This is a genomic window from Pandoraea anhela, assembly GCF_902459655.1.
Lineage (GTDB): Bacteria > Pseudomonadota > Gammaproteobacteria > Burkholderiales > Burkholderiaceae > Pandoraea > Pandoraea anhela.
The window spans coordinates 550,980-565,134 of sequence record NZ_CABPSB010000001.1; the positions used below are offsets into that span (position 1 = coordinate 550,980).

Annotated in this window: 14 protein-coding genes; 6 read left to right on the forward strand and 8 right to left on the reverse strand. The window is 65.1% G+C overall.

Going from position 1 to position 14,155, the window contains the following annotated elements:
* Window positions 1–90: 90 nt before the first annotated feature.
* The 4 genes from PAN31108_RS02200 to PAN31108_RS02215 all read right to left on the reverse strand — a co-directional run bounded on the left by PAN31108_RS02200 (window position 91) and on the right by PAN31108_RS02215 (window position 1,904).
* Window positions 91–567: a TadE/TadG family type IV pilus assembly protein gene (locus PAN31108_RS02200; protein ID WP_150667253.1), complete on the reverse strand. Its 477-nt coding sequence runs from the start codon at window positions 565–567 to the stop codon at window positions 91–93.
* Window positions 568–750: 183 nt separating this feature from the next.
* Complete coding sequence (locus PAN31108_RS02205; RefSeq protein WP_217426273.1) at window positions 751–1,230, reverse strand: A24 family peptidase; 480 nt, start codon at window positions 1,228–1,230, stop codon at window positions 751–753.
* Window positions 1,231–1,285: 55 nt separating this feature from the next.
* Window positions 1,286–1,486 carry a Flp family type IVb pilin gene (locus PAN31108_RS02210; RefSeq protein ID WP_150667254.1) on the reverse strand — a complete coding sequence of 67 codons (201 nt, stop codon included), beginning with the start codon at window positions 1,484–1,486 and terminating at the stop codon, window positions 1,286–1,288.
* 232 nt (window positions 1,487–1,718) lie between these two features.
* Window positions 1,719–1,904, reverse strand: coding sequence for a Flp family type IVb pilin (locus PAN31108_RS02215; protein WP_150667255.1), 186 nt, complete (start codon window positions 1,902–1,904; stop codon window positions 1,719–1,721).
* A gap of 938 nt (window positions 1,905–2,842) precedes the next feature.
* On the opposite strand from PAN31108_RS02215, the gene PAN31108_RS02220 reads away from it, so the two are divergent.
* The 6 genes from PAN31108_RS02220 to PAN31108_RS02245 all read left to right on the forward strand — a co-directional run bounded on the left by PAN31108_RS02220 (window position 2,843) and on the right by PAN31108_RS02245 (window position 10,353).
* Window positions 2,843–3,163, forward strand: coding sequence for a hypothetical protein (locus PAN31108_RS02220; protein WP_150667256.1), 321 nt, complete (start codon window positions 2,843–2,845; stop codon window positions 3,161–3,163).
* A gap of 27 nt (window positions 3,164–3,190) precedes the next feature.
* Window positions 3,191–4,900 (forward strand): collagen-like triple helix repeat-containing protein, encoded by a 1,710-nt coding sequence (locus tag PAN31108_RS02225; RefSeq protein WP_150667257.1) that lies wholly within the window; start codon window positions 3,191–3,193, stop codon window positions 4,898–4,900.
* A 316-nt stretch (window positions 4,901–5,216) separates the two neighbouring features.
* Window positions 5,217–6,425, forward strand: coding sequence for a collagen-like triple helix repeat-containing protein (locus tag PAN31108_RS02230; protein WP_150667258.1), 1,209 nt, complete (start codon window positions 5,217–5,219; stop codon window positions 6,423–6,425).
* 89 nt (window positions 6,426–6,514) lie between these two features.
* Window positions 6,515–7,267 carry a MarR family winged helix-turn-helix transcriptional regulator gene (locus tag PAN31108_RS02235; protein ID WP_150667259.1) on the forward strand — a complete coding sequence of 251 codons (753 nt, stop codon included), beginning with the start codon at window positions 6,515–6,517 and terminating at the stop codon, window positions 7,265–7,267.
* 87 nt (window positions 7,268–7,354) lie between these two features.
* Window positions 7,355–8,593 carry a collagen-like triple helix repeat-containing protein gene (locus PAN31108_RS02240; protein WP_150667260.1) on the forward strand — a complete coding sequence of 413 codons (1,239 nt, stop codon included), beginning with the start codon at window positions 7,355–7,357 and terminating at the stop codon, window positions 8,591–8,593.
* A 338-nt stretch (window positions 8,594–8,931) separates the two neighbouring features.
* Window positions 8,932–10,353 (forward strand): Tle-like phospholipase domain-containing protein, encoded by a 1,422-nt coding sequence (locus PAN31108_RS02245; RefSeq protein ID WP_174994808.1) that lies wholly within the window; start codon window positions 8,932–8,934, stop codon window positions 10,351–10,353.
* 84 nt (window positions 10,354–10,437) lie between these two features.
* Here PAN31108_RS02245 and PAN31108_RS02250 read toward each other — a convergent pair whose 3' ends face one another.
* The 4 genes from PAN31108_RS02250 to zapE all read right to left on the reverse strand — a co-directional run bounded on the left by PAN31108_RS02250 (window position 10,438) and on the right by zapE (window position 14,098).
* On the reverse strand, window positions 10,438–10,920 hold the full coding sequence (locus tag PAN31108_RS02250) for a DUF2147 domain-containing protein (RefSeq protein WP_150667262.1): 483 nt from the start codon (window positions 10,918–10,920) through the stop codon (window positions 10,438–10,440).
* Window positions 10,921–11,175: 255 nt separating this feature from the next.
* The gene (locus tag PAN31108_RS02255) at window positions 11,176–11,598 is read right to left on the reverse strand and encodes a DUF2147 domain-containing protein (RefSeq protein ID WP_150667263.1); all 423 of its coding nucleotides are present in this window, start codon (window positions 11,596–11,598) and stop codon (window positions 11,176–11,178) included.
* A 102-nt stretch (window positions 11,599–11,700) separates the two neighbouring features.
* The gene (locus tag PAN31108_RS02260) at window positions 11,701–12,312 is read right to left on the reverse strand and encodes a DUF2939 domain-containing protein (protein ID WP_174994809.1); all 612 of its coding nucleotides are present in this window, start codon (window positions 12,310–12,312) and stop codon (window positions 11,701–11,703) included.
* Window positions 12,313–13,000: 688 nt separating this feature from the next.
* A complete protein-coding gene (gene zapE / locus PAN31108_RS02265; protein ID WP_150667265.1) occupies window positions 13,001–14,098 on the reverse strand; it encodes a cell division protein ZapE in 1,098 nt (365 codons plus the stop codon).
* Window positions 14,099–14,155 lie beyond the last annotated feature (57 nt).

The window sequence follows — 14,155 nt, forward strand, 5'->3', positions numbered from 1 at the left end:
TCCTGACGTCCGGATCCTGCACAACCCTCGCAACGTCCGTTTCACGCTTTCATCGTCCCAACGCGCCCGCCCCGTCATCAGCGCCGGCTCTCAACTGCCGCCGAGCGTCGAAGTATCGAGCGTGACCGCTGCCGTGCCGACGACAGTTGTGGGCACCAGCGCGCCCAACCCCGGCCAATTGACGGTCATCGGCTGGTTGAGCGTGAGCGTCACATGAACGATGCATTGCGAGGCTGCCCCCGAGCCGGAAGCCGGGCACGGATACGTGGCGTCGGCCGGGAAGGTAGCGGTGACCGCCGAGGCCGACGGCCACGTCAACGTCGTATTGATCGCTGTCGTGGCGTAACTCTGGCGCTGCGCCATCGTGCCGGCGCGCAGCATCGCACGGCCAGCTTCGGAGGCGGCCTGCGTAAGCATCTGTCGGGCAAGAATATTGAGAGAGAAAGCGACGGCGACGTAGAAGGCTGGGAGCAGGATCATGAGGATGAGCATGAATTCCAGTGCCGCGACGCCGCGCATGTCCGCGCATCGCGACCCTGCCCTTGCCTGTGCCCCAGACCGTTTCATGACGATACTCCCCGTCGCGCACGGCACGCATTATCCGTGTCTGGCGACGCATGAACCTGCTAATTCGCGCGGCGTCGCCCGCGCCTCCCATTATTACGGCGCTGCCTTCGGCAGCACTCGTCACGACTTTCACGCGTGATGCTTGCCATGCGTGCGACCGGCGCCCTCACGCCTGAACCGCACCTACTTCACGACGAGCGCCGCTGCGGCGAGATACGCCCCGTAAGGCAACCCCACACGCCCCGCCCGCCACTGCAAAATTCGTCGCCACACCGTCGAGGCCGTCAGTCGCTCGCGCCATTGCGCCAGCCCTTTCAACCGTCCGACCAACAACACCAGCGCATGCACCCCGGCCGCCACACTGGCCAGACACCAGACCGGCAGCAGCGCCGGATACCCGGCCACCAGTCCGATGAGCGCAAACAACTTCACGTCGCCTGCCGCCATCACGCCGCGCCACCAGAACGGTAGCAGTACGATCAATCCTAGCAACGCACCGAGACCGTGAACCCACAGCACGCGAGGCCCGGTATGCCACGTTTGCCAGCCGATCCACCCCAGCGCCGGCACGCCAACACACAGCAGCCATACGTTCGGGATACGCCGCGCGATCAGATCGGTCAACACGATCGGCATGCACAGCAACCACAACAATATCAGCACAGCGCGTCTCGCCTCCGAAGCCGTGCAACACAGGCCCGAGCGTTAGCCCGGCGTTTCAACGCGACGCGGCCGACGTGGCTGCCGAAGTCACCGAACTGAATGCGCTCGAGAGCACACTGCTCATGTTCGTGTACACCGTGCCGCCAATGATCACCGCCACGATGGCTGCGAGAATGCCGTACTCCAGAGCGGTCACACCCTTTTGCCGCAACAGTCGAAGCTGTCGTCCGGACTTGCCTGCGCGATTGACTTGCATGATTCGCTTCCTCGCGAATACCGCCCCCACTACCCCGAATGACATCCGAACGACAGACGCCCTTCCCCACTATCCCAACTTGCCAGCACGATTCCTCGCTACCACACGCAGACCCGAGGAACGTATGCCGACTTATCTATGACCGCTGACGTCCGCCTGCCGAGTCACGTCTTCCGACGAGCCTTACGTCTGTTGGGTCTGTTCGGTCTGTTGGGTCTGTTAGGTCTGTTGGTTACGCACCCGCCGCCGTGACCGCCGACTGAATCTTCGAGAACACGGAAGCGAACGTCGTGCCCAGGTTGGTATATACGGTACCGCCGATGATCACCGCCACGATCGCGGCGAGGATGCCGTACTCGAGTGCCGTCACACCGCGCTCATCGCGCGCAAACCGTCGAAAACGATTACCGAGCTTCATATCACCCTCCCTCAAAAAGGCGCGCGAGCGCCCGTTGGCAAATAGCAGGACATCACACCGCCCCTAAAGGCTGACGATTCAGTCCTGCCGTATCGCTTATCAACACTTGACTTTGGCCTCGGGCTCGTTGCGGCATAAGGCTCACGAACCTCTTTTACGTTGTACGCCAATATTTCTCAGGCTGTTGGTACAACCTTTGCTGCGGCGTACTATTTTTTCTGATGCTAATTTAAACTAAATCGCAAAAACTAGAGTCTTGCCTCCAATCAGCCGGGCGATTGTAAAAAATCGTTACACGGCTGATCGAACAATACTCCAAAACTAAGCCAATCAGCGAGTGCGAGGGAAAACCATGATTGGTGCGATGCCACACACGTTAGCGAAATCCACTCCACTGACTTCATTGCGTATTTAAATAATTATTCATCCATTCTTTCCGTTCCGTGCCAGCCCCGCAGGCCCGGCATCACGCCGATCCCCTGCCGTTTGCCATTCCTCGATAAGAGGCGGCTCGCTTTTGCATAAAAGTAAGGCTTCCTCAGCATCGACTTCGATCCGGCATTACCCGAATCACCCACAGCGCTGCTATTGCCCGCGTGCGCGACGTATCGCTGGCTTTGACCACTAATTGGCGTTTGCATTTCGCTGCGTGACAACGTGATCGTTACGTTACGTTACCCGTAACGCACCCCGTAACGGGAACGCCATTCCCCCTGTTATTCGCCATTTCCCGATGGCGTTAACCCTGACTTTCCCTCTCCCTCACCCAAAGCGATCTCTCGATTCGAAAGATTCTTGTTTTCCGAAACGCAAATAAATACAGGCTTTTCAGCCGATTGACGGAAAAACTAGAAGACTTATTCGAACCCTGAATCATCGATTGGCACACCTCTTGCGGATATCCCTGCATCGCAACGCTAAAGATCACGAGGGACACCATGATCGTTGGCAATACAAAACAAACGATGTACGGCGCAGCAGCCATCTCGGCAGAGCGTCAACGCATCTCGGCGAAGCAGCAAAGCGCTGCGGCCGACACGGATCGTAGAGGCGCAAGCCCAGGGAGGGGCGGTGAAGAAGGCGGTGGCGTACGCGCCACCGCCACACCGGCTGAAGTGGCAAACGCCCGTAGCAGCAGCAATACGCATTCGGCCCAGGCGATGACGGGCCCCGAAAGCGCAGTCGTCAATGCGCTCCTGTTCGCACTCATCGCACAACGCATGAATAACCGCCTGGCGGCGCAAGACGTGCTCGCCTGATTACGACAAAGACCAGAGGACTCCATCATGAACAACATCCAACGCAACCTTCTCGCTTCCGCCGTTCTTCTCGCCGTCGTCACGATGACCGGCTGCGCCAGCTCCGGCTCGGGCGGTACCAGCGGCTCCCTCGGTGACGGTGGCGGCAGCGGCACGAGCGCCGGCACCGGCAGCGGCGGCGGTTCGGGCGACGGCACCGTGCCCGACGGTTCGGGCAACGGCGGCACGGGAGGCACCGGCGGTACGGGTGGCAACGGGAATGGCAACGGTAACGGTAACGGTAACGGTAACGGCAACGGCAATGGCAATGGCAACGGTGGCACCGGCGCCTCGGCCAACCCGATCGGCAACGTCGCCGCGGCGGCAAGCACGGGCGTGGTGACGCAAGTCGGCAAGACCGTCAGCAATCTGGGAACGACGCTGGGCAGCACCGATCTGCCGGTCGTCAGCTCGCAAACGCAAGCGGGTCTGGCAGGCGCTGCGGTGAAGACCGGCGACGCCGTTCAGTCGGTCGGTAACGGCCTCACGAACGGGCTGGGCCAGCTCGGTACGGGTAAAGACGTACTCAATCCGACGCTCACCGGCGTGACGGGTGCCGTAACCAACCTCGGTCAGGCAGGTCAGCAACTCGGTAACGCCGTGGCAGGCCTCGGTCAGACCGCAGGACTCAACCAGATCGCGCCAGTGAACAGCGTGACCTCTCTGCTCGGCGGAACCGTGAGCGCGGTCGGCAGTGCAGGCGCCGCCCTCGGCACGGGTCTGACGCAAGCGGTCAATGCCGCCCCGGTGCAGCAATTGACCTCGGGTCTGTCGCAAACCATCGCCCCGATCACGACGGTCGTGACCAACACCACGCAAACCGTGGGCAACGCCACGGGCCTGGGTACCCCGGTTGCCGGTCTGCTGGCGCAAGTCGGCGGCGGGCTGGTCGGTTTGGGTACCAAGATCGGCGGCCAGATCAACAACCCGATCGCAAACGATGTCGGCGGCATCGTTGCCGGGGTGGGCGCCACGGTGGCAAGCGCCGGTGGCCTCGTTCACGGCACGCCGAGCAGCACCAACCCGCTCGCACCGCTTAGCACGGCCCTCGGCGGCCTGACGGGTGTCATCGGTGGCGGCACGGGTTCGGGTAGCGGTCCGCTCGCTCCGGTCACGAATCTCGTCTCCGGTCTGACGACCACCCTCGGCGGTGCCGCCGGCGGCGGTTCGGGCGGCAACCCGCTCGCCCCGGTCACGAATCTCGTCTCCGGTCTGACGACCACCCTCGGCGGTGCCGCCGGCGGCGGTTCGGGCAGCAACCCGCTCGCCCCGGTCACGAATCTCGTCTCCGGTCTGACGACCGCCCTCGGCGGCGCCGCTGGTGGCGGTTCCGGCAGCAACCCGCTCGCCCCGGTCACGAATCTCGTCTCCGGTCTGACGACCGCCCTCGGCGGCGCCGCTGGCGGCGGTTCGGGCAGCAACCCGCTCGCCCCGGTCACGAACGTCGTGTCGGGTCTGACGGGCGGCATCGGCGGCTCCCTGTCGGGCGGCGCAGGCGCCTCGGCAGGCTCGGGCGGCGCGTCGGCAGGTGCAGGCGCCTCGGCGTCGGGCAATGTCCTGACCCCGGTGGGCACGCTGCTCGGCTCGGTGACGGGTGCGGTCGGTGGTGCGACGTCGGGTAGCGGTAACGCCAACGGCGGCCCGCTTGCTCCGGTCACCGGCCTGCTTGGCGGGTTGCTCGGCGGCGGCAAGAAGTAATCCGGCGAGTTGCATCGATCACGCCCTCGCACACGAACCGGCCAACGATCATGACCCGCGCCATTCCGCCGCCCGCCTGTGACCGCCGCGATCCGGCCCTCGCTCCGATGCTCACGCATCGGCCCGGGCCGGCCCGGATCCGGCTCACCCAACACGCCGCATACGTTCAACGGCATCACAGCGAGCGGCCCCGGTTTCTCAAATGGAAGTAGCGGTACCGGACAGTCAGTCCCAACACGAAACAGCAGTACAGAACGGCGTCATCGAGCGGTCCCCCGCCAGCCAACATTCAAATCGACCAAGGGAGATAGACATCATGAGCAACGCACTTCAACGCACCCTTCTGGCCTCGGCCGCCATCGCAGCCATCGCACTGACCGGTTGCTCCAGTGGCGGCGGCGGCAGCGGCGCAACCTCGACCGGTGTGACGGGCACACCGAACGCCGTGGGCACGACCGCCGGCGGCGCGGGCGGTGTCGTGAGTTCGGCCGGTAACGTCGTGAGCGCGCTGGGTGAACAGGTCGCGGCAACTCCGGTTCCGCTGCTCTCGTCTCAGGCAACGCAAGGCACGGGCAATGCGCTCAAGAACACCGGCCTGGCAGTGAGCGACGTCGGTAACGCGGTCAGCAACGGTCTTGGCAAGACCGGCACGTCAGCGGACGTCGTCGGCATCACCGCCGCAGGCCTTGCACCCGCAGTCAACCATCTCGGTCAGGCAGGCGTGTCGCTCGGCGACGGCATTCAGGGGATCGGCAAGAGCGGCCCGCTTGCCAATACGCCGGTCGACAGTATCACCAGCGCCCTCGGCAACGTGGTGAAGACGGTCGGCCAGGGCGGCATCGCCGGCAGCGCCGTCCTTGGCCAGGCCTTCTCGGGTGGGCCGGTGACGCAAGTCACTTCGACACTTTCGTCAGCAATCAATCCGCTCACGAACTCCGTTTCTGATACGACGCGCGCGATCGGCAACACCACAGGGCTGGGCGGCACCTTGAACAACGTGATCGTCGCCGCCGGAGGCGCGGTCAGCACCGTCGGGACGACCATCGGCGGCTCGTCGTCCAACGGCATCGTGAAGGCGCTCGGCAACACCGTGGACGCCACAGGCAAGACCGTCGCGACGCTCGGCGGCATCACCTACGGCCCCACATCGACCGGCGGCGCGAACTCGTTCGGTTCGCTCCTGGGCAACCTCGGCACGACCGCGGCGGGCGGCGGCGCAGCGAGCCCGCTCGGCTCGCTTAGCGGCCTGCTGGGTGGCGGCAGCGGTCCGCTCGCCCCCGTGACCGGTCTGCTCGGTGGCGTAGGTGGGGCCGGCGGCAGCAGCCCGCTGGCGCCGGTAACGGGCCTGCTCGGCGGTCTGGGCGGCGCCACGTCGGGCGGCAGCAGCAGCCCCCTCGCCCCCGTCACCAATCTGCTCTCGGGTGTGACGAGCGGCGCAGGTGGTAGCACGGGCAGCGGCAGCGGCGTGGGCTTGCTCGCGCCGGTGACGAACCTGCTCGGCAGTGTCGCGAGCCTCGGCAAGTAACGCACGCGCGCATGCGCGCATGCGGTAAGTGGCACGGCGCGCCCTGCGCCGGCCACACCACAACCCACAAGAATCGATAAGGAGATGCCATGGCCCGCTTCATATCCGACACCGGCGTTCTGATGCGCGGTCATGGCGACGCCGCCTCGCCAGTCTCCGAACCCTCCGCAATGCGCGATACCGGCAACGGTTACGCCAGCAGCCACCGCCACAACACGGAGGGCGCCGACGCCGGTGCCCCGGCATCCGCACCCGCCCATGCAACGCATGGGATGAACGGGATGAACGGGACGAATGGAACGCCCGGCACCATGAACGACCGACACACGAACCGTAACGATCTCGTCGCCGGTATCGTCCGCTCGCTCGGACGCCGGCTCGCCGTGTACACCGCGCTCTATCACGCGGCGTTGGCCGAGCAGCTCGGTCTGAACGTCACCGATCTGAACGCGCTCGATCTGATTCTCGAACTCGAATCGATCACCGCAGGACAACTCGCCGAACTCATGGGCGTGAGTTCCGGCGGCATCACCACCGTGATCGACCGGCTGGAGCGCGCGGGCTTCGTCGAGCGCGAGAAGAACCCGCATGACCGCCGCATGGTGATGATTCACCCGATTCAGGAACGCTGCGCGCAAATCGAGCAATTCCTGTCGTCGGTGTCACGGGAGCTCACGGCAGTGAGTGCGGCGTACGACCACAGCGAACTCGCCGCCATTCACGACTTTCTGGTGCAAAGCATTCGCACGCTCAAGAGCGAAACCTTCCGTCTGCGCTTCGAGGCCGACCAGGACATCGCCGGTCTCGTCTCGAACGCACGCGGCACGTCTTCCAAAACTTGAATCCGGGCGACGTGCGCCCACGCGCATGGGCGCATCTCGGCATCACCGCGTGATAGCCAGGGCGCCGCCCCATCGAGGAGAGATGTCATGACGAATTTTCTGCGTCCCGCGTTGCTCACCGCCCTGATCGCCGGCGTGATCGGCGTCACCGGCTGCTCCAGTTCAGGCGGCGGCAGCGGCGCGACGGGAGACACGCCGACGAACCCCAACAATCCGAATACGCCGACGAACCCGAATGACCCGAACCATCCGACGAACCCGTCCACAAGCAACGGTGTGGTCAGTTCGGTCGGCTCCGTCGTGAGCGCGGTCGGCAATCAGGTATCCGACACCACGATTCCCGGGGTGTCGCCGCAGGTCACGCAAGGCGTTGGCGGCGCGATTTCGCAAACCGGCAATGCCGTCACGGATCTGGGCAAGGGCGTGGGCGACGGCCTCGGTCAGCTTGGCAAGACAGGCGCCAATCCCGTTGGCACCACGCTCGCCAGCACCGGTACGGTGGTCTCGGATCTCGGCAACGCCGCGAAGTCGCTCGGCAGCGGCGTCGCAGGCATCGGCAACAGCGGCCCGCTCGCGAGCACGCCGGTCGGCACGCTCACCGGCGTGCTCGGACAGGTTGTCACGACCGTCGGTCAGGGCGGCGTGACGGGCGGTCAGGCGCTCACGCAAGCCTTGAACAGCCCGCAAGTCGTTCAGGCGACCGCTGCCCTCTCTTCGGCCATCACACCGATCGCGAATACCGTCGTCTCCTCCACCCAGACGCTCGGCAACACGACCGGCCTCGGCGCACCGCTGGCAGGTGTGCTCGGTACGCTGGGCGGTGCGCTGAACTCGACCGGCGCACAGGTGAAGTCGAGCGCGCCGAACGCCGTGGTGGCCAGTCTCGGCAATCCGCTGATGGCGCTGGGCAACACCGTCGCCAGTGCGGGGGGACTGCTCTCCGGCAACACCGGCAACACCGGCAACACGACGCCGAACGCGTTGGGCAACGTGCTGGCGAACGTCGGCAATACGACCGTGACACCGACCACGACCAGCGGCGCGTCTGCGCTCGGCGCACTCACCGGGCTGCTCGGCGGCGTGACGAATGCATCGGGATCGTCGGGCAGCAATCCGTTGGGACCCGTCACCGGTTTGCTGGGCGGTGTGACAAGCGCCACGGGCGGGACCAGTGGCGCCGGCAACCCGCTCGCGCCCGTCACCACGCTGCTGAGCACCGTCACGACACCACTGACGTCGCTCGCGAGCACCGGGCAGGGGAACGCCGGCAGCGCCGGTGGACTGCTGTCGCCCGTCACCGGTTTGCTCGGGGGACTCGGCAAGTGAAACACATCATGCAAGTCTGAAGATCGCGAGGGGGACCGTCGGCAGCGGATAAGCGCTGACGGCGGCGCAGGACGGCAACGCCCGGACAGTGAAGCGACACTGCCCGGGCGTTGTCGTTGTTGCGCTGCCGCTGTCGTTACCGCTGTCGTTGCCGGTGACGTCGTGACCTGGCACGAGGCATGAGCGATGCCCGCCCGCCGGATGAGCCATTCTTGATTTCCCGGAGGTCACGGCGTCACGCAGAATCGCTCGCCTTCGCCTCTGCGCTGCATCATGCGCTGGCCACAAGCCGGGGTTGTGACACGCAGGGGCGCTTTACCGTGGCAACCATGACCCCCATGCACACATTGACTGGCGCACTGAACCCCGCGCTCTCCTCGTCTGTCTTCACCTCATCGGCCGCCAACGAACCCGCTGCCTCGCCGCCCGACAATGCGGCGAGGCCGGTGCCGCTCGCCGACGCCCACGTCCCGGATACACCGCGCCAGTGGTCCGATCACGTCATTGAGCGCCGTGTCGCAGCGGACCAATGGCGCCGCACGCTGCAACGCCTCGGCTCACACACGTCGCACGACACCGCCCCGCCGCCCGACCCGCCGCTTTCCCTGAACGACCGCCTGTTGAACCTCACGCAGGTATGGCGCGACGCGGTGCGAAAATTTCCCTCGTTCACGGCGCAGGAACCGCGTCGTTCGGGTTGCGATTCGGCGTCATGTGCGCTTGCCCGACTGCAAGCGGCGGTCTACCGCAACGTGCTGACGCAAATGACACCGCTCGTCGGCACACAGGTCGCCCACGACTCGGCGCAAGAGACGTCGATGCTGGTGGCGATCGCCCGACGCGTTGATGAAATCGATGCGTGGATCGAGGCGAAAGGTCTGCGGAACACCCCGGCAGACTTGCTCGAACAACGCAATGTCATGACGGCCGCCCTCGTGAATCACGATGTCTACTTCGATGAGGCCGTGCCGCATATCCTGCCTTCCCGCGTGCAACGGCAGCGCCACTTCGACCACAATGGATCGGGACAGTCCGGCTACTTCGGCGCGGTCTACTCCGACGCCCTCGGTGATCGGCTCATCGTGGCGAATCGGGGTACGGAGATGGGCGTCGCGGGCCGTTCGGGCGTCGACTGGAAGGAGAACATCCGACAAGCGCTCGGACTCGAGACACCGCAATACAACGAAGCCATCAATCTGGCCAAGTCGTTGGCGATGGAGCATGCGCCCTCGAAACTGGTGTTCACCGGGCACTCGCTCGGCGGTGGGCTTGCGTCGGCGCAAGCGTCGGTGGTGCCCGGCTCGAAGGGGCTGACGTTCGACACCGCCGGCCTGCACAACCGTACCGTAGCGCGGCATTCGGCCACGCCGGCATCGACACGCGTCAAGGCCTACCACATTCATGGCGAGGCCTTGTCGATCGTGCAGGACGCCATGAAAGGCGCCGAGTCGCTGGCGCTGCATATTCCGCTCGTGCGCAAGGCGGTGAGCTGGCTGACACGCATGGCGCTCCCCCGGCCGGTGGGAGAACGCATCGGCGTGCCGCTCGCCACGCCAGCGCAGCCCCGCGCGGGACGTCACCCGTTGCCGATTCCGGACGACGACCCGTCCACGGCCTCGGGCATCTCCGGTATTTCAGGCATTCGGGGCGCCATCGAAAAACACTCGATGGTGCAGATGATCCATTCGCTGTTCGATCGGCTGCCGAAGCAACGCCTGTCGCGCGACGAAACGCATCCCATGCAACGCGCGACGGGCTAAGACCGCAGCGGCATGGCCCAAACGAAAAGACCCGGAGCGCGAGGCGTCCGGGTCTTTGCGTGACGGGCGAGAAGCGTGGCCGGCTTACTGCTCGCGAATCCAGGTCTGCGTGCGGCCGATCAGCGAGATGCCGATGAAGCCGCGAACGTCGAGCTTCTTGCCACCGTCGATCACGGTCAGCTTGCACTTGTAATCCTTGCCGTTCTCCGGATCGAGAATGTAGCCGCCCGAATACTCGTCGCCGTCTTTCTTGATGCCGCGAATGATCTGCATGCCGAGCATCTTCTGCCCCTTGCGGGCGTCCGTGCACTTGTCGCAGACACGCTCGGGATCGTCGTTCTGCCCGAGCCCCTTCGTGATCACCCCCACGTACTCGCCGTCCTTCTCCGAGATCGTGACGAGCGCCTTCGGCTTGCCCGTGCTGTCGTCGATCGTCTTCCACACGCCGACCGGCGAATTCTCGTCGGCAGCCATCGCCGCCTTGGCCACGCCACCCAGCAGCGCCACGGCGACGAGCGCATGCGCGCCCAGACGTCGCCACGACATCGCGTTCGAAATCTGCATCATGATTGTCATCCTCCCAGATACGGAATTGATTGTCGTAGGACTCACCGTAGCCGCGACGCGCCCATCGCAAGCGCCGGGCTTTCACGCGCGAGTCGCTTTGCAGATTACGCCAAAGGCGTGACGTCGTGCTGAGGAAGTCCTCTAGGCTGCGCCAGACCGCGCCAGGCCGGCGAATGCCTCTGCCCTCTCGACCTCTCGCCCCTCGCCTTCGTGCACGACCACCACCGTGGCGCCGCGTCCCGCCGGAGACGACCGTTACGGCTCGCGAATCCAGGTCTGCGTGCGGCCCAGCAGGGAGATGCCGAAATAACCTCGAACTTCGAGCTTCCGCCCCCCGTCGACGACACGCATCTTGCAGCCGTACTCGCTGCCGCTGTCGGGATCAAGAATTTTCCCGCCGACGTATTCATCGCTGTCGGGGTCCTTACGCAGCCCCCGGATGATTTGCAGCCCCTGGAGCTTCTTCCCCTTGCGCCAGTCCGTGCATTCGTTGCAGCGGCGCTCCAGACCGTCGGGCCGACCGAGGCTCTTGGTCAGCGCACCGACGATCTCGCCATCCTTCTCCGAGAGAGTGATGAGCGCTTTCGGATCGCCGGTTTCATCGACGATGCGCCACACGCCGAGCGGCGTCGACAAATCCGCGGACGCCACGGCGACGAGCGCGTTGCCCGTCAGCATGGCGGCTACACACAGGCGTCGCCAGGACACCGCATTGAAAATCGCACTCACGATTGCTATCCGATACGAGGGATGGCGCGAAGCCCGCCAGCGTGGCAGGCGTTACAGCGGCGGCAGCGCAATCGCGGTCAGACGCCACTGCACGAGGTTACGACGCGTGAGCGTGAACGTCACCACCCGCTCGGGACGATCGCTGCGCGACACGTGCACTAGGAAGTGGTCGAAGTCCTGAAACTCGGTGCGCGTCGTCGTGCGCGCCGGCTGGCCCTCGGACGAGGTCGCCGCGCCGCTGTTCGCCTGCGACGCGGGCGCGGCCGGCGGTACGCTTGCCTGGGCTTGCGGCGGCACGACATCGCTCGGTGCGGGCGCCCCCGGCGCCGGCGGCAGACCGGTGCTGTCGCCGCGCAGCATGGCGGCCACGGCTTCAGGCGTCAGCAAGGCCTCGACCACCCGATCCGACACCCATCCACCGAGCGCCAGCGCCAGCGAACCCAACGCGTTACCGCGCTGTTTATCCATCTGGCGCGAGAGCTGATCATGCAGGCTCGTTTTCAGACTGTCGCGCACCGCCGGGTAGTCGACGTACGACGATAGCGTAGCGGCGTCGCGGGCCTGAGCGGCGTCGCGCGCCCGCCACAACGTGTAATACGGCGTTCCGAAGAGAAGACCGAGGACCACGACCAGTGCTACCACCAGGACAGAAAGCTTACGCATTACAAGACTCCGATATTCGAAACAGCGCATGGTAGGCGACGTATGACGACACGCCCCTATCGGCTTACATTGCTTTACAAATCTTTACAGCACACAAGTCGCCGCCCTCTTACTCTCGAAGCGTAGCCGCAATCGTTCGTGATTGTCATGACAGACCCGGGCCCACCGCCTATCCGGCCGGTGCGGCGCTCACGACGGGCGGCAATTCAGGGCAGTTCAACCGACAAGGAGGTGGCACCATGCGTCACACCCGACTTGTCCGGATACTAAGTGCCGTCATACTGGCCGGCGCGTCTTTGAGCGCGACGGCTCAGTCGTCGTCGAACAACCGATTCTTTCAGGGCTGGTTCGCGCAGGGCGCCGAACGTCCGGGCGGACGCGGTGACAACCATGGCGGCGCACGGTCCGGACCGTCACGGCAGCCGCCGCAGGAAGTCCGTCCACAGGGGGATTTGCGCGGTGACATCTATAACCATATCCGCGAGCGCCGCCAACCGCCGCCGCCCCCACCCCAACCCTCTCCGGACTCGCGCCAGCGAGGGCGCGGGGACCGTGGCCGATAGCCTGCGCCGAACCGCGTCAGACCCGCAGTGGCGTCACGCCCGGACGGCTCTGCGGGGCGCTTGCGAGCCACATCCGGCGCCTTCCGGCTGTCGGAGCGGCCCGCAACGGCATGGCGCGGGCGGCGTCAGGTGAGCGACGTATCCACCACCCGTCGAGGCGCTTCGAGGTACTCCAGCGACTGCATCTCCACCAGACGCGATACCGTCCGCGTAAATTCGTTGGCCAGCGTCCCTTCCGTGTACAGGGCCTCGGCGGGCACTTCCGCCGACATCAGCAACTTGACCTTGTGATCGTAGAAGACGTCAACGAGCCAAGTGAACCGGCGCGCTTCCGAGGCCATACGGGGCGTCATCTTCGGCACGTCCGAGAGCACCACCGTGTGAAAGCGGTTCGCCAGTTCCAGGTAATCGTTCTGCGAGCGCGGGCCGCCGCAAAGCGTATGGAAGTCGAACCAGACAACGCCCCCGGCACGGCGCAGCGCCTTGAGTTCGCGCTGCTCGATGTGCAGCAGCGGGCTCTCGTCGGGTACACCAGCAATCTCGCTGAACGCGGCACGCAAGGCGCGGTTCGCATCGTTGCCCAGCGGATAGTGATACACCTGCACCTGCGCGAGCGTACGGCGGCGATAGTCGATACCGGCGTCGACGTTGAGCACGTCGAGCTTGTCTTCCAGCAAGCGAATGGCGGGCAACACGCGGTCGCGGTGCAGGCCGTCCGGGTAGAGCGTATCGGGACGGTAGTTCGACGTCATCACGAACTGCACACCGTTCTTGAACAGTTCGGCCAGCAAGCGGTGCAGGATCATGGCGTCGGCCACGTCGGACACGTGAAACTCGTCGAAACAGATCAGGCGATAGCGCTTGGCAATCCGCTTGGCCAGTTCATCCAGAGGATCGGGCAGCCCTTTGAGCGCCTGCAACTGATGGTGCACCTCCCGCATGAACTCGTGGAAGTGCAGGCGCGTCTTGCGCTGCAACGGCACCACCGAGTAGAAACTGTCCATCAGGAAGCTCTTGCCACGGCCCACCCCGCCCCACAGGTACACGCCCTTGGGCAGGTCCGGGTGGACGAGCCACTTCTTGAGCGCGTTCGAGCGCTTCGATTTGTAGGCGGCCCACTCGTCGTAGCATTTCTGCAAACGCTCGACGGCGCGCTCCTGCGCCTCGTCGGGCTTGTAGCCGCGCGCGGCCAATTCTTGTTGGTAGTATTCGCGAACGTTCATGCAGTGCGGCGACGAGCCCGCGCCGGGGGGCATAGGAAATCGGGAAAAAACAAAGGC

Coding starts and splice junctions, on each gene's coding strand:
- PAN31108_RS02200 (WP_150667253.1), bottom strand. CDS start 567: ATGAAACGGTCTGGGGCACAGGCAAGGGCAGGGTCGCGATGCGCGGAC.
- PAN31108_RS02210 (WP_150667254.1), bottom strand. CDS start 1,486: ATGCAAGTCAATCGCGCAGGCAAGTCCGGACGACAGCTTCGACTGTTG.
- PAN31108_RS02215 (WP_150667255.1), bottom strand. CDS start 1,904: ATGAAGCTCGGTAATCGTTTTCGACGGTTTGCGCGCGATGAGCGCGGT.
- PAN31108_RS02220 (WP_150667256.1), top strand. CDS start 2,843: ATGATCGTTGGCAATACAAAACAAACGATGTACGGCGCAGCAGCCATC.
- PAN31108_RS02225 (WP_150667257.1), top strand. CDS start 3,191: ATGAACAACATCCAACGCAACCTTCTCGCTTCCGCCGTTCTTCTCGCC.
- PAN31108_RS02230 (WP_150667258.1), top strand. CDS start 5,217: ATGAGCAACGCACTTCAACGCACCCTTCTGGCCTCGGCCGCCATCGCA.
- PAN31108_RS02235 (WP_150667259.1), top strand. CDS start 6,515: ATGGCCCGCTTCATATCCGACACCGGCGTTCTGATGCGCGGTCATGGC.
- PAN31108_RS02240 (WP_150667260.1), top strand. CDS start 7,355: ATGACGAATTTTCTGCGTCCCGCGTTGCTCACCGCCCTGATCGCCGGC.
- PAN31108_RS02245 (WP_174994808.1), top strand. CDS start 8,932: ATGCACACATTGACTGGCGCACTGAACCCCGCGCTCTCCTCGTCTGTC.
- PAN31108_RS02250 (WP_150667262.1), bottom strand. CDS start 10,920: ATGATGCAGATTTCGAACGCGATGTCGTGGCGACGTCTGGGCGCGCAT.
- PAN31108_RS02255 (WP_150667263.1), bottom strand. CDS start 11,598: ATGCTGACGGGCAACGCGCTCGTCGCCGTGGCGTCCGCGGATTTGTCG.
- PAN31108_RS02260 (WP_174994809.1), bottom strand. CDS start 12,312: ATGCGTAAGCTTTCTGTCCTGGTGGTAGCACTGGTCGTGGTCCTCGGT.
- zapE (WP_150667265.1), bottom strand. CDS start 14,098: ATGAACGTTCGCGAATACTACCAACAAGAATTGGCCGCGCGCGGCTAC.